This window comes from Haloarchaeobius ordinarius, from assembly GCF_051801355.1.
In the GTDB taxonomy this organism is placed as follows: Archaea; Halobacteriota; Halobacteria; order Halobacteriales; family Natrialbaceae; genus Haloarchaeobius.
In genome coordinates, this window is sequence record NZ_CP196560.1 from 1,331,032 (window position 1) to 1,347,032 (window position 16,001).

Here is a 16,001-nt window from a genome sequence, read left to right on the forward strand (position 1 = left end):
CCTCCCTCACTGCCCTGCGAACAGCAGCAGTCGGCCGCTGACGAAGGCGAAGTAGGCCATTATCATGTAGAACCCCTCTTTCCTGCCGATACTTCCTTTTCCGAGCGTCCACAGCCAGCCGAGGACGACGACGCCTGCGAGTATCTTCACGGGGAGGTCCCACACCACGACCGCCTCCGGGACCTGGTACGTCGAGATGAGACCTCCCAGTCCGATGGCGAGCAGTGGGTTCACGATGTTGCTCCCGATGAGCGTCCCCATGGCGATGTCGGGTGAACGCCTGCGGAGCGCCTCGAAGACCGTCGAGAGTTCGGGCAGCGCCGACGCGAGACCGATGGTGACCAGCCCTATCATGGAACCGCCCAGGCGGAGTCGGTCGACGATGGCTTCGACCTCCGCGAGGACGATGTACGCACCGACGACGACCCCGACCAGACCCAGCAACGCGAGGGCCGCATCGCGCAGGACTCGCCTGCTCTCTGGTTCCGGCGGCACGCCGCCGCGCTCGCGATGCGTCACGGCGTAGTACGTGTGGGCCACGTACGCCACCAGCAGGATGGCACCGTCGAGGTGCGAGATGGTCCCGTCGAATGCGACCAGCAGGACGAGGACGGACGCCAGTATCATCGGGAGGAACGTCGACGTGAGGAAGACGTTCGTGGGCCGGTAGCGCCCGTAGCCGACGAGGAAGATACCGACCAGCAGGAGTTGCTGGGTGACCGACGACCCCATGTTCCCGCCGAGGACGGTCGCCGAGGTGACCGTGTAGTCGAGCGTCCCCGAGACGATACCCAGCGACGCGATGACGTGCGAGCCGATTTCGGGGAGGCTCGTCCCGACGGCGACGACGGTCACGCCGACGACCACGTCGGGCACGTTGTAGTGCTTCGCCAGTCGGATGAGTGCCCCGACCGCCGTCTGGGCGCTCTTGACGAGTATCGCCAGCGCGAGCACCCCTACGAGCAACGGTTCGAGCGTCGAGATGTCGACCATAACTGTCCCGTCGGCTGGCTGCTATATGAGGGTTGTCGCGGCGCAACCGGCTTCGGAGACGACTGGATGGGCTCTCACTCGACGCTGACGCCGGAGAAGTACGTGTTCGTCTTCCGTCGCGCCGCTATCTCCAGCGGGCCGTCGAACGGGAGGGGAGAGACACCGGTCGGCGTGCTCCCGCGGGCGACTGCCAGATGGTGGTCGTCGTCCCAGTTGCTCGACTTGTAGAGGTACGTCTCGACGCCGGGCTCGATGGGCTCTTCGAGTGGCCAGTGGCTGTCCCCGCCGCCACCGAACAGCATGACGTAGCTTCCGGGTTCGAGTCGGACACCGGACTCGATGACCAGCTTCACGAACCGGTCGTCGTCCGAGAGCGTGGCCGAGACCGTCGGCACGCTCTCTCTTGCGGTCGGGAGCCACGACGGCTCGCTCACGTCGACGTCACCGAGAGAGTCGAGTTCGAACTGGCTCGCGTACCGAATCGTGTTCCCGTCACGCTCCTGGATACGGTAGTTCGCCTGTACCGACCGGACGACGGCATTCTCGTCGACCTCCACCGTCGCAGAGAGTTCCTCGATGGTCCCGCGATGGTAGCCCGGAATCGCCGACTCGTCTGCGACCGTGTCGGTCTGGACTTCCCAGACCGCCGGATACTCCTCCTCGACGAGCGTCGGCTCCTTCCAGTCGCCGGCCCGGAGCAAGGGTTGGAGCTCTCGTCCCCACGTGATCTCTTCGACGGAGTATCCCTCGTCGTCGTTCCCGTAGGTGTAGTGGTCGCCGAGGTCCTCGCGCCAGATGGCGTCGGCACCCGACCGGACTATCTCGAACGGTGTTCCCCCCTCGCTTCGCGTCCACGAGCCGAGTGCGGTTCCGTCGTCGGCCCGGTAGGACTTCTGCCACTTGATGTGTGACCGGTCGACGTCTATCTTCGACCAGTTCGTCCGGAAACTCGCCCGTGAGAGTTCCTGCGTGTGAAAGGCGTAGAGGAATTGGCCGATGCCATCGGCCGAGAGCCCGCTCGGGTACTCGGGGTCCCCGGTTCGCTCGGTCCTGGTCCGTGTCTCGGTCTCGGTGGGGGTGGCTGTCGCCGTCGCCGTCTCGGTTCGCGTCGCCGTGTCCCCCGGTGTCGCCGTCTCGTCGTCCCCCGATGTCAGCCGCAGACATCCCCCCGCAGCGACCGTCGGGAGCGCCCCCAGCAGCGCTCGTCGTTTCATGGCCGTAACGTATCAATAGGAATTGATAAGCGTGCTGGCTCACACGATCACCGCCGACGAGCGGCCTAAGTGTCCTGCCCACCTGTGCCCGCACATGGCCGACCGACTGCTCAAGGTCAACGCGTACACGACCCTCGACCTCGTCGACGCCGAGGCACGGGGACACGACTTCACCGAGGAGGGGTTCTCCGTGGCGAACGTGACCACCGACGACGACGGGAACGTCCTGTTACAGCTGGAACTCGACAACATGACCGAACAGAACCTGCCGGCGCACGTCGACGAACTGTCGCTCGCTCCCGACCAGGCGAAGACGCTGGCGGCGGCGCTGGAGAAGTGCGCAGAGAAGGCCGCTGGGGGGAGCGAGGACTAGCTGGCACCCAGGTCGAGCGTCTTGAACGGGGTCTCCGGCGGCGGCGTACTCGTGTTGAGTTCCCACTCGACCCCGTAGATGTCGACGACGAACGCGGCCGATTTGCGCTGGTCAACCTCGCAGTCGAGGTCGCGGGCACGGTCACACAGTCCGCCGAGTTCGTCCTCGCTCACCGAGAGTGCGATGTGGTCGACGTGACCGCCGTCGGGAGCCGACGGGTCGTGGGCGAGCGCGAGCGCGAGGCCGTCGCGGCCGACGAACGTCAGGCCGGGTTCGACGCCAGCGTCCCGTGCGGCGGGCCAGTCCACGTCCGCCGGGAGCGCCCCGAAGTCGCCGTCGAGGTTTCCTTCTCGGAACAGCACGTCGAGCGCGAACAGCTCGCCGTAGAACGATTCTGCAGCGTCCACGTCGGGGACGGCGAGCGCGACGTGGTGTAAGCCACTGATTGTCATACGTAAGAGAACGGACCGGACAGGGAAAAAGGGGACACCCGGGTCACCGGGCGGACGTCGAGGTCGGGTACCAGGCGTGTGCAGCGCGCTGGACCGTCTGGAGGTAGTCGGTCCAGTAGTCGACGGGTGAGAACCACGCCCGGACGCGACGGGCGGCGCGTTCGTCGTCGTCGAAGACGGGGCGGACTGTGAGGGTCACCCCACAGTCCGGACACTCGTAAGCAGTTCCTCGCGTCCGCTCTTCGAGGACCCAGTCGCCGTCGACCGGGGACTCGTGGTCGCAGCCGGGACAGAACAGCGTCGACTTGCGTCTGACGCCGTCCGATGGAGGTGTTCGGGCGGCTGTCGTCGTCATACTGTACACTGGGTACTGGAAGACCAAAAGCCCACTCTGTGGGTGTCAACGGTACACACTGGTGAGGGTCGTACCGGTCGGGAACCGGCCAGCGACGGGTCGACGCACGGCTCAGCCGAGCGCCACGTCGAGTGAGAGCATCACCATCACGCCGACCATCGTCCCGAGGGTCGCGACGCGTTCGTTTCCGCGGGCGTGGGTCTCCGGCATAATCTCGTCGCTGATGACGAACAGCATCCCGCCCGCCGCGAACCCCATGGCGTATGGGAGGATGGGCTCGGCCATCGAGACCGCGAGCGCGCCGAACAGGGCGAGTGGAATCTCGACCAGTCCGGCCCGGATGCCCGCGAAGGCCGCGTAGAATCGCTTCCCGAGGCCGGCGTTGATGGCCGCGATGGAGACCGCCAGTCCCTCGGGGACGTTCTGGATGCCGATGGCGAGCATGAGCGAGAGGGCGTTGCCCAGGGCGCTCTGGCCGTCGACCGTCGCCCCGGGGTCGATGGCGGCCGAGCCGAAGCCGACCCCGACCGCGAGTCCCTCGGGCATGTTGTGCAGCGTGATGGCGACGATGAACAGCAGGACGGAGGCGACCCGGGCGTCGTCGCCGCGGCCTTCGAGCCGTTTTCTCCCCGTGATGGCGACGTGGACGTGCGGGACCCAGGCGTCGGCCCGGTCCAGCAGCGCCACGCCGGCGAAAAAGCCCACGACGACGGGGAAGAGGTTCCCCCCTGCGAGTTCGATGCCCGGGAGGATGAGACTCGTGAAACTCGCCGAGAGCATCACGCCCGCCGCGAACCCGAGCGCCGAGTCGAGCGCCCGCTCTGACGGGTCCTGCCAGACGAAGACGAGCAGCGCGCCGAACATGTTCATCCCGGCGATTACCACGCCTCCGGCCAGCCCCCAGAGCAGGGCACTGTGGCCGAACCACGTCGTGAACTGCTGTTCGATGCCCGCGACGAAACCTGGCATTCGTTCGGCGGTACTCGGCCGCCGGAAAAGAACGTTGCTTCCTGCCCGTCGGCGCGTCGCCGGTCGCTCCGGCACCGGCCGCGGGTCGTCTACTCGCCGGCCTCGGTCAGCCGCGCTACCTCGTCGTCGGTCAGGTCGATGGCCGACGCCGCGACGTTCTCCTCCAGGTGCTCGATGCTCGACGTGCCCGGAATCGGGAGGGTCACGTCGGAGTGGTGGAGCAACCACGCGAGCGCGATTTGCTGGCGAGAGGCGTCGTGGCCCTGTGCCACGTCGTCGATGACCTCGCCCACTGAATCGAGGTCGCCCGCCGCCAGCGGGTACCACGGGATGAAGCCGATGCCGTACTCCTCACACGCCTGCAGCACGTCCTCGTCGTCGCGGTAGGCGACGTTGTAGCGGTTCTGGACGGTCGCCACGTCCACGATGTCGCGGGCCGTCTCGAGCTGCTCGACGGTGACGTTGCTCACGCCGACGTGGTCGACGACCCCGTCGTCCTGCAACTCCGCGAGCGCCGTTATCGACGCCTCGAAGTCGGTGTCCGGGTCGGGCCGATGGTACTGGTACAGGTCGATGCTCTCGACGCCGAGGCGGTCGAGGCTGCACAGGTGCGCATTCCGCAGATAGTCCGGGTCGCCCATCGGCAGCCACTCGCCGTCGCGATTCCGGAGGAGGCCGCCTTTCGTCGCCACGACCAGGTCGTCGCGTGTCGTGTCCAGCGCCTCGGCGATGAGTCGTTCGGAGACTCCCGGGCCGTAGGAGTCTGCGGTGTCGATGAGGTCCACGCCGAGGTCGACCGCCCGGCGAAGCACCTGGTGTGCGTTCTCCTCGTCGTCCGGTCGCCCGATGATGTCTTCGCCCGTGAGCCGCATCGCGCCGAAGCCGAGTCGCTTGACCGTGTACTCGCCGCCGATGTCGAAGGTGTCCGCCTGATTCTGGACTGGCATAGGTGTATCTCAACGGTCGGCGTCTGGGGTGAAAGGTGTCCGTGTCGCGGTGGATTGGGATGGGAATCGGGCGACGGTTGCCGGAGTAAGAACCCGGCGTGTGCGGTCGGCGGTCCGAACGAAGTGAGGCCGCCGACGGAAGCGCGCGAGGGACGACCGGAGTGGAGTGGAGCGGTAGCGGAACGGAACAGAGGGAGTCGGCTGGGGAGGGTGTGGTGCGGACGCGGTGCTGTGCGGGGCGGGGGCGGTCTCCATTTCCACCAGCGCGAGTCGACTGCTAGTCGGACCAGAGAAGGGACCGACTCACCATCACGGAACCATCCCCAGTCACGGGACCAGCACCACTGCCCACACCCGATGCCAGCACTTCCGCCAGCAGTACGACCTTCTACCTCCGGCACCTATCAGGGAACCACATGAGCAAGTGGACGCGCGACGACATGCCCGACCAGCGGGGAAAAGTCGTCATCGTGACGGGGGCGAACAGTGGGCTCGGCTACGAGGCGACGAAGGCCTTCGCGGAGAAGGGCGCGACGGTCGTGATGGCCTGCCGGAGCGTCGAGAAGGGCGAGCAGGCAGTCCGAAAAATCCAGCAGTCCGTCCCGAACGCGGACCTCGACGTGCGCGAGTGCGACCTCGCCTCCCTCGAGTCGGTTCGCGTCTTCGCGGAAGCCTTCAAAGAGGACTACGACGACCTCCACGTCCTCTGTAACAACGCGGGTGTGATGGCCATCCCCCGACAAGAAACGAAAGACGGCTTCGAGTTGCAGTTCGGCGTGAACCACCTCGGGCACTTCGCGCTGACGGGGCACCTGCTCGACACGCTCCACGAGACCAACGGCGAGACGCGCGTGGTCACGCAGTCCAGCGGCCTGCACGAGCGCGGCGAGATGGACTTCGACGACCTCCACGGCGAGCAATCGTACGACGAGTGGAACGCCTACGCCCAGAGCAAGCTGGCGAACGTCCTCTTCGCCTACGAGTTCGACCGGTTGCTCGACGAGGCCGAGATAGAGAACGTCCTCAGCGTGGTGTGCCATCCCGGCTACGCGGCGACGAACCTCCAGCGCCGCGGCCCCGAGCAGTCCGGGTCCACGCTCCGGCTCTGGCTGATGAAAGCCGCCAACGCGGTGCTGGCGCAGTCGGCGGCGAAGGGGGCGCTCCCGATGTTGTACGCCGCCACCGCCTACGACGTCGCCGGCGGCGAGTACGTCGGACCGGGCGGCCTGCTGGACATGCGTGGGTACCCGGAGAAACAGCGCTCCAGCGACCGGTCGTACGACGTGGCGACCGCAGAACGGCTCTGGGACGTCTCTGAAGAACTGACGGGCGTCACGTACGACTTCGGCGTCAGGGCGACGCTCGACCGCGACCAGTAGCTACGACTCGGCCCCGTGCTCGCGGTCGGTGTCCTCCCTGAGTATCGAGAGGTGCCAGCCCGGAAGGATGTCTCTCGTGGCGGCGTACTCGACGGTCCGGTGGTCGCCGTCGGGTCGGACGAGGTCGAACGTCCCCCGGTCCTGGTCGGTCGACTTGAACGACGCCCACATCGCATCGAAGTCCGTGCCCGGGGCCGCGAACTCTCGAATCGACCGACCGAGCAGTTCCGGTTCCGATAGCCCGAACAGCGAACAGGCTGCCGGGTTGACGTCGACGTACTCACCATCGTCGTTCGCGATGACCATCGCGTCGGACGCCCCTTCGAAGACGGCGCGGAACTCGAGTTCTCGGCGGTGCTCTTCGGTCACGTCGTCGAAGACGAACGTCAACTGGACCGACCCGTCGTGTTCGAACGCGAAGAACGAGACGGTCAGGTCGATGTCGTGGCCGCCGGCGTGACGACCAGACACGGACCGTTTCTCCCACTCGGTCGATTTCTCGCTGACGGCGTTCGTCGCCGCGTAGTGGTCGAAGACGTCCTGATACACGGGACGGGTGTCCGCCGGGACGAGTTTCAGTAGCGATTCGTCGGCGAGGTCGACGTCCGTGAACCCGAAGATACGCTCGACGGCCGGGTTGGTGAACTGGATGATCCCATCGGTATCGACGGTGACGATGGCAAACAGAGCGGTCTCGGTCAGTTTTCGATACCGCTCTTCTCGTTCGACCAGGGCTCGCTGTGACCGGTACTGGTGGACGGCGTTCTCGATTCGGTTCGCGAGGAGGGTGTACTGGTCGGGGCCACCCCGTTTCTGCAGGTAGTCGGTGACACCGGCGGTGATGGCGTCGCTCGCTATCTCCTCGGACCCCTTGCCGGTGAAGAGGATGAACGGCAGGTCGGGTGTGGCCTTGCGGACCGCGTCGAGGAACTCGAGTCCGTTCATCTCCGGCATCTGGTAGTCGCTGACGATGCACTCGAACTCCGCCGTCTGGAGCAACGCCAACCCCTCCCTGGCACTGGTCGCGGAGTGGACCTCGAGGGTGTCGTCGGTGCGTTCCAGGAACGTCGCGACGAGCGACACGAGCTGGTCGTCGTCGTCGACGTGTAAGATTCGAATCGGCCGCTGAACGAAAGCTTCGACCGCCCCCTGCTCCGTGTTTCGGTCTGTCGTTTCGCCCATGTTGTCTACTTCCCGTACGAGACACCGTGTCATCAGGGGCGGCCGTTGACTATGCAATACCTTTATAACTGTTCTGCTGACTCACGACTCCTGTTCCAGTGTCATCTCGATGAGTCGATTGGTGCCGCGCCGGAGCCGCGAGGCGAGGGCCTGTCGCGAAATCCCGAGTTCTGCGGCGATGTCTTCCAGTGTCACCTCTCTGGGTGACGCGTAGTATCCCCGTTCGTACGCCAGTCGAAGGGCCTCGCGTTGCGTCTCGGTCAGCGTGTCCCCGCGGATGCCGGCCGCCTCGAGCGAGTGGACGCCGGCCAGGTTGACTGGGATACCTTCGTCGGTCAGGTAGTTCTGGAAGCCGGTGATGGTCTCGTGGTCTTCGGCTCGGACCTGAAGGACCCAGCCGTCCGCTGTCCCGACCGCGGAGAGGAGCGAGAGGTCCGATTCGAAGATACCGTTCAGAACGCCGCGGCGCGACTCGGGGTCCCACTCGGCTCGCAAGAGGGCTTCGCCGTCGACGGTGTCGACGAGTTCGACGTTTGGAATTGCCAGCCCGTTCCCGACCAGCTGCTGGACGTCCTCGCTGGACATGTCGTGGACCCAGAAGTATGGGACGAGCACGCCACGCGTCGGGACGACACGCTCCAGTTCGACGGTCACGTCGGGGAACGACTCGAAGATAACACCGAACGGTAACGTCTGGGGCTCGAACGTGAACTCCGCTATCGTCGCCATCCACCCGTCACTACGTCACGAACGGTGTTAAACTGCGGGCGACGGCTGGCTGCGGCAGTGACTGGCCGCGACAGTGCCCGGCTACAGTTTCCCGTCGAGCACCTTCGCCGCCGTGAGAATCGGGTCCCACACGGGCGCGAACGGCGGCGCGTACGCGAGGTCGGTGCGTTCGAGTTCGGGAACCGTGGTGTCCTGTTCCAGCGCCATCGCGAGCACGTCGATGCGGATTGCGGCCCGGTCCGTCCCGACGATGGTGCCGCCGAGCAGCCGTTTCGAGTCGCGGTCGGCGACCAGCGTGACGGTCGTCTCGGCCGCGCCGGGGTAGTACCCAGAGCGCGAGCGTGTCGTGATGGTCTCTGACACCGGGTCGAACCCGTGTTCGCGGGCCTCCTCGGGGTCGACGATGCCAGTCCGCCCGCACTCCAGGTCGAACGCTTTGACGACGGCGGTTCCGGCGATGTCGCCGACGGGTTCCGGGTCGCCGGCGGGGGCGGTTCCGACGGTCTGGCCGATGGCACGCCCGGCCCGGTTCGCGGTCAGCCCGAGCGGGACCCAGTCGTGCTCGCCCGTGACCGCGTGGCGCATCTCGGCCACGTCGCCGGCCGCGTAGACGTGCTCGACGGTCGTTCGGCCGTAGTCGTCGACCGCGATAGCCCCGGAGTCGCCCAGTTCGACCGGCGTGCCCTCGACGAGGCCCGTGTTCGGCCGGATGCCGATGCCGACCAGCGCCATCTCGACGGCGATGGCCTTTCCGTCGAAGGCGATGGCCTCGACCCGGCCGTCGTCGTCGGCCCGGATTCCCTCGACCTCGCTCTTCACGTGCAGGGTGACGCCCTGCTCGCGGAGGTGGTCTTCGACGCGCTCGGCGACGGCCTCCCCGAACGGCCGCAGGACGTGCTCGCTGCGCTGGAACAGGTGGACGTCGAGGTCGTGTGCCGAGAACGCCTCCGCCATCTCGATGCCGACGTACCCCCCGCCAACGATGGCGACGGACTCCGGAGGCTCCAGTTTCCCGTAGTGGTCCACCTCGTCCTCGTCGACGAACGGCGCACCGCCGACGTCGGCGACGGCGTCGACGTCGGGGTCGAGCAAGAACGCCCGCGTCCGGGCGGCCGAATCGAGTCCGTGCATGGTGAATGCGCCCTCGCAGTCGGCGCCGTCGATGGGACCCGTGACGGCACGGGCCCCCGTCGCGACGAGCAGGTCACTGTAGGGCTGTTCGAACGTCTCGTCGTGGCTCCCGCGGACGGTGACGGTCTGGGCGTCGGTGTCGACGGAGAGCACCTCGTGGTGGCGCTTCAGGTCGATGCCGCGCTCGTCTATCTCGTCGGGCGAGAGCGAGAGTAACCGGTCCAGAGACTCGACCTCGCCCTTGACGAAGTACGGCGTTCCACAGTGGGCGTAGGACACCCACGAGCCCTTCTCGAAGACGACGACCTCCCGGTCGGGGTCTTCGCGTTTGCACTTGCTCGCGGCACTGAGGCCGGCCGCGTCACCTCCGACGACGACGAACGGGTCTGCCATATCGGGATACTCGGATGACAGGGTCAAGATAGTTTGTGCTGGTGGCACTCGCCGCGAACGCCCGGATGAATTATAGTGGTCACCAGTGATGTGCGACCAGATGCCTCACGTCGCCTTCGCAACCAGCGCCGAGTACGCCGACCTGACCGACGACGACCGCCAGCTCGCGGCCGCCCTCCGCGAGCGGGACATCACCGTCGAGCCGGCCGTCTGGACGGACGAGAGCGTCGACTGGGGTGCGTACGACGCCGTCCTCGTCCGGTCGTGCTGGGACTACCACACTCGTGTGGGCGAGTTCGAGGAGTGGATAACCACCGTCTCGACCGAAACGACGCTCTGGAACACACCGTCTACGCTCTGCTGGAACAGCCACAAGTTCTACCTGCGCGACCTCGAAGGGCGCGGCATCCAGACGGTCCCGACCGCGTACGTCTCGGGCACCGACGGTCGGTCGCTGGAGGCGATTCTGGACGCCAACGGCTGGCGCGAAGCCGTCGTCAAACCCGCAATCAGTCTCGGGGGTGAGGACACCTGGCGGACCGACCGGGCCCGTGCGGACTCACACCAGGAACGCTACGAGAGCCTGCGGGACCACGAAGACCTGCTCGTCCAGCAGTTCGTCCCGGAGATAACCGAGGGGGAGTGGTCGCTCGTGTTCGTCGACGGCACGTACAGTCACGCGGTCCTGAAACGCCCCGAGACGGGGGATTTCCGGGTACACGAACATTTCGGGGGGACGGTGAGCGTCGAGGAACCCGGCGAGGCACTCCGGAGCCAGGCCGGAGACGTCGTCGCCGCCGCGACCGCCGAACTCGGCGAGACGCCGCTGTACGCCCGTGTCGACGGCGTCGAGGTCGACGGGGCGCTCACGGTGCTCGAACTCGAACTCGTGGAGCCGTCCCTCGGTTTCGACCACGTCCCGGCTGCCACAGGCACCATGGCAGACGTCGTGGCCGAACGCCTCGGAGAACTGTAATACCCGGAATAGAGTTGTCTCACACCCAGACACGACCGTTTAGTGCCTCGAGCGACTTCTGTACGCCTATGGCAACCCTGGCCACAGATGCGGAGCGCGACGCGTTCGCCGAGCGGCTCCTCGGAGCCCTCGCCGGCGCGTTCGACGTGTACGCCATCTACATCGGCGACACCCTCGGGTTCTACCACGCCCTCGCCGGTGACACCCCCCTCACGGCCGCGGAACTGGCGGCCCGGACCGACACCCACGAGCGGTACGTCCGCGAGTGGTGCGAACAACAGACCGTCTCTGGCATCGTCACCGTCGACGACCCGGCTCGACCAGCCGAGGACCGCCGGTACACCCTGCCGCCGGCACACGTGGAGATACTCACCGAGCTGGAGAGTGAGCGCTTCATGGCCCCGTTCGCCCAGCTGTTCGTCGGTGCGGCGACCCCCATCTCGGCCGTCGTCGAGGCCTTCCGAACGGGCGAGGGTGTCCCCCCCGACGCGTACGGCGACGACTTCCGGGAAGGCCAGGGCCGCCTGAACCGCACGGCGTATCTCGACCTCCTCGGGCGCGAGTGGCTCCCCGGGATGCCCGACGTCGACGCCAGACTCCAGCTGGAGAACGCACGGGTCGCAGACGTCTGCTGTGGCCACGGCTTCGCCAGCATCGGCGTCGCAGACACGTACCCGACTGTCCACGTCGACGCGTTCGACGGCGACCCGGGCGCAGTCGAGTCTGCTCGTCGGCACGTCGCCGAGTTCGGCCTCGTCGACCGGGTCGACGTCCAGCAGGCGGACACTACCACCATCACGTCTGACGACCCCTACGACCTCGTGCTGGCCTTCGAGTGCGTTCACGACCTCGCGGACCCGGTCGGCGCGCTCTCGGCCATGCACGACCTCGCCGGCGACTACGGGACCGTCCTCGTGATGGACCATCGGGTCGGCGACGGCTTCGGCGACGAACTGGAGTACGACTGGCTCACCTACGGCTGGAGCGTCCTGCACTGTCTCCCCGTCGGGATGGCGGACCAGCCCTCGGCGGCGACCGGGGCGGCCATGCGAACTGACACCCTGCGGTGGTACGCCGGTGAGGCCGGGTTCGACCGCGTCGAGGTGCTTCCCATCGAGCACGACCGGTACCGGTTCTACCGGCTGTACCCCTGATTCTGTCCCCGTCCCTCGGTCGGGTCAGGCCCCGTCGAGCCTCGCGACCAGTTCCTCGAACCCGTCGACCGTGAGGTCCGGGTCGTCGCCGAAGGGTTCCCAGGGAGTGTCCTTCCGGTTCACCCAGACGCCCTGCATCCCGGCGTGCTGGGCCCCGAACACGTCGAACCACGCCGCCGTGACGTGCGCAATCTCGTCTATCGGTGTCCCGGTTCGGGCCGCAGCGTGGCGGTACAGTTCGGCGTCGGGTTTGAACACCTCCACCTCGTGTGCACTCACGACACCGTCGAGGAGGTCGCCGATGTCGGCGTGGGCGACCATCGATTCGAGCATCTCGGGGTTCCCGTTGGAGACGACGTAGGTGTCGTAGCCGGCGTCTCGCAGTCGCTCGATGCCCTCGCGAACGTCGTCGAACACGTCCAGTTCGTGGTACACCGCCAGTATCTCTTCGCGTTCGTCCTCCGAGACGTCGACCCCGTGGGCGTCCAGCGCGTACTGCAGGGCATCCCGATTTACTGCGTAGAACGGCTCGTACACGTCCACCTGGTTGCCGACGAAGGTGTACTCGAGCGAACGCGAGCGCCATAGCCGCGATACCGGTTCCGGGTCGTCGACACGCGCCGCGAGCGCCTTCTCGGCGGCCTCCACGTCGACCAGCGTGCTGTAGGAGTCGAACGTGACCGTCGAAACCCGGGACTCGTCGAAGCTCATACGTCACCGATGTCCCGGTTCCAGACCGGGGTGATGGGTGCCTCGAGGCGGTCCATCTCCTCGTCGGTCAGGGTCACGTCGAGCGCCCCCACGTCCTCGTCGAGGTGCTCGACCGACTTCGGGCCGACGATGGGGGCGTCCACGAACTCCTTGTGCAACAGCCACGCGAGGCTGACCTGTGTGGGGGTCGTGTCCTTCTCCTCGGCCAGCTCTCGCACCACGTCGAGGACGGCCCAGCCGTCCTCGGTAAACCGTTCCCGTGTGTACTCGTCGGTCGCGGCGCGGCCCTCCTCGGGTGTTTCGCCCTGTTCGTACTTGCCCGAGAGGAAGCCACCCGCGAGCGGCGACCACGGGATGACGCCGATGCCCTGGTCCGTACAGGCCGGGAGGACGTTCGCCTCCTCGTGGCGGTCGACGAGGTTGTACTCACACTGCATCGAGACGAAGCGCTCGTAGTTCTCCACGTCGGCCTCGTACAGCGCCTTCGTGAACTTCCAGGCAGGCATCGAACTCGCGCCGACGTACCTGACGACGCCCTCGTCGACGAGGTGGTCGAGCGCCGACAGCGTCTCCTCGATGGGCGTCTCGTCGTCCCAGCGGTGAATCTGGTAGAGGTCGATGTAGTCGGTGCCCAGCCGGTCGAGACTCGCCTCGGCCTGGTCGAGAATATGCTTCCGCGAGAGGCCGCCGCCGTTCGGGCCGTCGCGCATCGGGAAGTACACCTTCGTCGCGATGGCCAGTTCGGACCGGTCGTACTCCTGGATTGCCTCACCGAGTATCTCCTCGCTCTCGCCCGTCGAGTAGATGTTCGCCGTGTCGAAGAAGTTGATTCCGTGCTCTCTGGCCTGGTCGATGACGTCGAGGGATTGCTCGCGGTCGTGGGTCATCCACGGCTGGCTGGTGCCGAAGTTCATGCAACCGAGACAGAGCCGCGAGACCTCGAGACCCGTCTCTCCGAGTCGTGTGTACTCCATGGGGAGGGTTTCTCTGGCCGAGCAGGTGTAGGTTAGGTTGCCGGACGTCGCTCCCCCGTGCTAGCCTCCTGATTTATGCGACCACACCGCGGGTGGTGTACACATGACACGAACCGACCACTTCGTCACGGTCGCCGGCACCGAACTGCACTACTCGGCGTGGGGCGACCCCGACGACCCAGTCGTCCTCTGTATCCACGGCCTCTCCCGGAACGGGCGGGACTTCGACCCGCTGGCCAGCGAGCTGGCCGACGAGTACCGCGTCGTCTGCCCGGACATGCCCGGCCGCGGCCTGAGCGAGTGGGCCGACGACCCCGCCACCGCCTACAGCAAGGCTGGCCTCCGGAACGCCGTCCTCGGGTTCTGTGACGAACTGGGTCTCGAGGAGTTCCGCTACGTCGGCACCTCGATGGGTGGCCTGCTCTCGATTCCACTCGCCGCCGGACCCCTCCGCGACCGCATCACCCACCTCGTGCTGAACGACGTGGGGCCGGTCCTGACCGACGCCGACGAGGGCGTCGACCGCATCGTGGAGTACCTGACGAACCCGCCCGTCCGCGACACGCTGTCGGGGCTCGAACGCTGGTATCGCGAGACGTACGCGACCTCGAACCCGAAGACAGACGCCCAGTGGCGGCGGTTCACCCTGACCAGTGCCAGACGGCGAGACGACGGGCGATTCACCCGGGACTACGACACCGCCATCGTCGAACCGCTGGTCCGGGACGACACCGACGACGAGACGGTGTGGGACCACTGGGAATCGCTGGACTGCCCGGTGTTCGTGGTCTGGGGGCGCGAGTCAGACATCCTCACCGCCGAGACCGTCGAGGAGATGCTGGACCGGCGACCCGAGACCGAGGTGCTGGAACTCGACTGTGGCCACCCGCCGGGGCTGAACGTCGACGAGCAGACCGAGCCGATCAGGGACTTCCTGGCGGAGTGACTCCAGTCAGCAGCCCGTCTCCGCTCCCGTTCGAACACAAGAGGTTTACTCTCACTATCTGTTCATGACGATATTCCGATGCTACGTTCCCGCCGCTCCCTCCTCGGCACGCTCGCGGGCCTCGCTGGCCTCGCGACGACGACCGCTGGCTGCCTCAGCTTCGGCGGTGGCCAGGACTACCGGTTCCTCGCGAGCGACCTCGACACGTCGCTGGGACGGGAGTTCCTCCTCACGGAACCCGCCTCTCGGCGGGCAGAGACTCGGCTCGACTACACGGCCGAACGCAAGCAGGCGTTCGTGGACGAACTGTTCGAGACCGGGACGGTCACCGCCGTCCAGTGGCCCCTGACCGAGATGACGTACTGGGGCGACCACGCCCGCCCTCGCCCCGCGTTCGTCCAGCGAGACGGTGTCTACTACCACATCCACGTCGAGGAGGAACAGGTCGACCGGGACCGATGGCTGTTCGCGGTCGAACGAACCGACGACGAGCCAGGGGCAGACGCGACGGTCCTCCGCGAGCCCTTCTCCTCGCTCTCGGACCAGGACGCGGCTATCGTCCAGGCGGCCCTCGATGCCATCTACGCCGGGAACGACGGGTTCCTCGGCGAACCAGAGTTCGACGAACTCCAGCCTGTCGAGTACCACGAGGGGACGGACCCGGACGCGAGTGAGCTCGTCCCGTCGCCACCATTCGAGTACGTCGAATACGCCGAGGACTACTATCGTCCGGTCACGGACCGCCGGACGGTGTCGGTTCCGAAACGAACGTTCTCGCTCGAGCCGGTCGCAGACTCCGCGGACGCGTTCGAGCGCTACGCCAACGAGACCGTCCCCGACGTCCGGTTCTCCGACGTGTCGGTCTCCGACGCCGAGCGTGAGGTGCTGGACACGGTCGTCGACCCGGAGAACTACTCCGGACACAACGAGGACCATCCCCTCTCCGACGGGCTAGCGTCGGCGCTGGCTCACCTCGGCATCCGGGCGCATCTGCGTCCCGCCAGCGAGTACTCTGGGCGGGTCGAGTTCCGCAACGCCATCGCGGAGTACGAGGGCGTCTGGTACCGGTTCGACCTGCTCGTGAACCCCAACGACGTGGACTGAGAGGGGACTGGAAGTCGTG

General features: G+C 66.7%; 17 protein-coding genes. 6 read left to right on the top strand and 11 right to left on the bottom strand.

What is annotated here, in order from left to right; genetic code table 11:
* Positions 1–6: 6 nt before the first annotated feature.
* The gene (locus tag ACSC1R_RS06855) at positions 7–993 is read right to left on the bottom strand and encodes a sodium:calcium antiporter (RefSeq protein WP_439028326.1); all 987 of its coding nucleotides are present in this window, start codon (positions 991–993) and stop codon (positions 7–9) included.
* A 74-nt stretch (positions 994–1,067) separates the two neighbouring features.
* On the bottom strand, positions 1,068–2,207 hold the full coding sequence (locus ACSC1R_RS06860; protein WP_439028327.1) for a hypothetical protein: 1,140 nt from the start codon (positions 2,205–2,207) through the stop codon (positions 1,068–1,070).
* A 94-nt stretch (positions 2,208–2,301) separates the two neighbouring features.
* On the opposite strand from ACSC1R_RS06860, the gene ACSC1R_RS06865 reads away from it, so the two are divergent.
* Positions 2,302–2,580, top strand: coding sequence for a DUF6360 family protein (locus ACSC1R_RS06865; protein WP_439028328.1), 279 nt, complete (start codon positions 2,302–2,304; stop codon positions 2,578–2,580).
* Here the strand turns inward: ACSC1R_RS06865 and ACSC1R_RS06870 are convergent.
* The 4 genes from ACSC1R_RS06870 to ACSC1R_RS06885 all read right to left on the bottom strand — a co-directional run bounded on the left by ACSC1R_RS06870 (position 2,577) and on the right by ACSC1R_RS06885 (position 5,303).
* A complete protein-coding gene (locus tag ACSC1R_RS06870; RefSeq protein WP_439028329.1) occupies positions 2,577–3,032 on the bottom strand; it encodes a VOC family protein in 456 nt (151 codons plus the stop codon). The genes ACSC1R_RS06865 and ACSC1R_RS06870 overlap by 4 nt on opposite strands.
* 43 nt (positions 3,033–3,075) lie before the next feature.
* Positions 3,076–3,387 (bottom strand): hypothetical protein, encoded by a 312-nt coding sequence (locus ACSC1R_RS06875; RefSeq protein ID WP_439028330.1) that lies wholly within the window; start codon positions 3,385–3,387, stop codon positions 3,076–3,078.
* A 111-nt stretch (positions 3,388–3,498) separates the two neighbouring features.
* A complete protein-coding gene (locus ACSC1R_RS06880) occupies positions 3,499–4,356 on the bottom strand; it encodes a ZIP family metal transporter (RefSeq protein ID WP_439028331.1) in 858 nt (285 codons plus the stop codon).
* Positions 4,357–4,445: 89 nt separating this feature from the next.
* Complete coding sequence (locus tag ACSC1R_RS06885; protein ID WP_439028332.1) at positions 4,446–5,303, bottom strand: aldo/keto reductase; 858 nt, start codon at positions 5,301–5,303, stop codon at positions 4,446–4,448.
* A 416-nt stretch (positions 5,304–5,719) separates the two neighbouring features.
* Here ACSC1R_RS06885 and ACSC1R_RS06890 point away from each other — a divergent pair, with 416 nt between their 5' ends.
* Positions 5,720–6,682, top strand: coding sequence for an oxidoreductase (locus ACSC1R_RS06890; RefSeq protein ID WP_439028333.1), 963 nt, complete (start codon positions 5,720–5,722; stop codon positions 6,680–6,682).
* On the opposite strand, the gene ACSC1R_RS06895 is transcribed toward ACSC1R_RS06890, so the two are convergent.
* From ACSC1R_RS06895 to ACSC1R_RS06905, 3 genes are all read right to left on the bottom strand, one after another.
* A complete protein-coding gene (locus ACSC1R_RS06895; protein WP_439028334.1) occupies positions 6,683–7,864 on the bottom strand; it encodes a PAS domain S-box protein in 1,182 nt (393 codons plus the stop codon).
* 81 nt (positions 7,865–7,945) lie between these two features.
* Positions 7,946–8,593, bottom strand: coding sequence for a helix-turn-helix domain-containing protein (locus ACSC1R_RS06900; RefSeq protein WP_439028335.1), 648 nt, complete (start codon positions 8,591–8,593; stop codon positions 7,946–7,948).
* 81 nt (positions 8,594–8,674) lie between these two features.
* Positions 8,675–10,117: an FAD-dependent oxidoreductase gene (locus ACSC1R_RS06905; RefSeq protein WP_439028336.1), complete on the bottom strand. Its 1,443-nt coding sequence runs from the start codon at positions 10,115–10,117 to the stop codon at positions 8,675–8,677.
* Positions 10,118–10,217: 100 nt separating this feature from the next.
* On the opposite strand from ACSC1R_RS06905, the gene ACSC1R_RS06910 reads away from it, so the two are divergent.
* Positions 10,218–11,093 (top strand): ATP-grasp domain-containing protein, encoded by an 876-nt coding sequence (locus tag ACSC1R_RS06910; RefSeq protein ID WP_439028337.1) that lies wholly within the window; start codon positions 10,218–10,220, stop codon positions 11,091–11,093.
* Positions 11,094–11,161: 68 nt separating this feature from the next.
* Positions 11,162–12,247, top strand: a complete 1,086-nt coding sequence (locus ACSC1R_RS06915; protein WP_439028338.1) for a class I SAM-dependent methyltransferase — start codon at positions 11,162–11,164, stop codon at positions 12,245–12,247.
* 24 nt (positions 12,248–12,271) lie between these two features.
* Here the strand turns inward: ACSC1R_RS06915 and ACSC1R_RS06920 are convergent, their stop codons facing one another.
* On the bottom strand, positions 12,272–12,958 hold the full coding sequence (locus tag ACSC1R_RS06920) for a haloacid dehalogenase type II (RefSeq protein WP_439028339.1): 687 nt from the start codon (positions 12,956–12,958) through the stop codon (positions 12,272–12,274).
* On the bottom strand, positions 12,955–13,932 hold the full coding sequence (locus ACSC1R_RS06925; RefSeq protein WP_439028340.1) for an aldo/keto reductase: 978 nt from the start codon (positions 13,930–13,932) through the stop codon (positions 12,955–12,957). Before ACSC1R_RS06925 ends, ACSC1R_RS06920 begins: the two co-directional genes overlap by 4 nt.
* 103 nt (positions 13,933–14,035) lie before the next feature.
* On the opposite strand from ACSC1R_RS06925, the gene ACSC1R_RS06930 reads away from it, so the two are divergent.
* Both ACSC1R_RS06930 and ACSC1R_RS06935 read left to right on the top strand, forming a co-directional pair.
* Positions 14,036–14,878, top strand: a complete 843-nt coding sequence (locus ACSC1R_RS06930) for an alpha/beta fold hydrolase (RefSeq protein WP_439028341.1) — start codon at positions 14,036–14,038, stop codon at positions 14,876–14,878.
* 78 nt (positions 14,879–14,956) lie between these two features.
* Positions 14,957–15,982, top strand: a complete 1,026-nt coding sequence (locus ACSC1R_RS06935; RefSeq protein WP_439028342.1) for a hypothetical protein — start codon at positions 14,957–14,959, stop codon at positions 15,980–15,982.
* The last annotated feature ends 19 nt before the right edge of the window (positions 15,983–16,001 follow it).

Coding starts and splice junctions, on each gene's coding strand:
- ACSC1R_RS06895 (WP_439028334.1), bottom strand. CDS start 7,864: ATGGGCGAAACGACAGACCGAAACACGGAGCAGGGGGCGGTCGAAGCT.
- ACSC1R_RS06865 (WP_439028328.1), top strand. CDS start 2,302: ATGGCCGACCGACTGCTCAAGGTCAACGCGTACACGACCCTCGACCTC.
- ACSC1R_RS06915 (WP_439028338.1), top strand. CDS start 11,162: ATGGCAACCCTGGCCACAGATGCGGAGCGCGACGCGTTCGCCGAGCGG.
- ACSC1R_RS06880 (WP_439028331.1), bottom strand. CDS start 4,356: ATGCCAGGTTTCGTCGCGGGCATCGAACAGCAGTTCACGACGTGGTTC.
- ACSC1R_RS06935 (WP_439028342.1), top strand. CDS start 14,957: ATGCTACGTTCCCGCCGCTCCCTCCTCGGCACGCTCGCGGGCCTCGCT.
- ACSC1R_RS06930 (WP_439028341.1), top strand. CDS start 14,036: ATGACACGAACCGACCACTTCGTCACGGTCGCCGGCACCGAACTGCAC.
- ACSC1R_RS06910 (WP_439028337.1), top strand. CDS start 10,218: ATGCCTCACGTCGCCTTCGCAACCAGCGCCGAGTACGCCGACCTGACC.
- ACSC1R_RS06870 (WP_439028329.1), bottom strand. CDS start 3,032: ATGACAATCAGTGGCTTACACCACGTCGCGCTCGCCGTCCCCGACGTG.
- ACSC1R_RS06890 (WP_439028333.1), top strand. CDS start 5,720: ATGAGCAAGTGGACGCGCGACGACATGCCCGACCAGCGGGGAAAAGTC.
- ACSC1R_RS06905 (WP_439028336.1), bottom strand. CDS start 10,117: ATGGCAGACCCGTTCGTCGTCGTCGGAGGTGACGCGGCCGGCCTCAGT.
- ACSC1R_RS06900 (WP_439028335.1), bottom strand. CDS start 8,593: ATGGCGACGATAGCGGAGTTCACGTTCGAGCCCCAGACGTTACCGTTC.
- ACSC1R_RS06925 (WP_439028340.1), bottom strand. CDS start 13,932: ATGGAGTACACACGACTCGGAGAGACGGGTCTCGAGGTCTCGCGGCTC.
- ACSC1R_RS06920 (WP_439028339.1), bottom strand. CDS start 12,958: ATGAGCTTCGACGAGTCCCGGGTTTCGACGGTCACGTTCGACTCCTAC.
- ACSC1R_RS06855 (WP_439028326.1), bottom strand. CDS start 993: ATGGTCGACATCTCGACGCTCGAACCGTTGCTCGTAGGGGTGCTCGCG.
- ACSC1R_RS06860 (WP_439028327.1), bottom strand. CDS start 2,207: ATGAAACGACGAGCGCTGCTGGGGGCGCTCCCGACGGTCGCTGCGGGG.
- ACSC1R_RS06885 (WP_439028332.1), bottom strand. CDS start 5,303: ATGCCAGTCCAGAATCAGGCGGACACCTTCGACATCGGCGGCGAGTAC.
- ACSC1R_RS06875 (WP_439028330.1), bottom strand. CDS start 3,387: ATGACGACGACAGCCGCCCGAACACCTCCATCGGACGGCGTCAGACGC.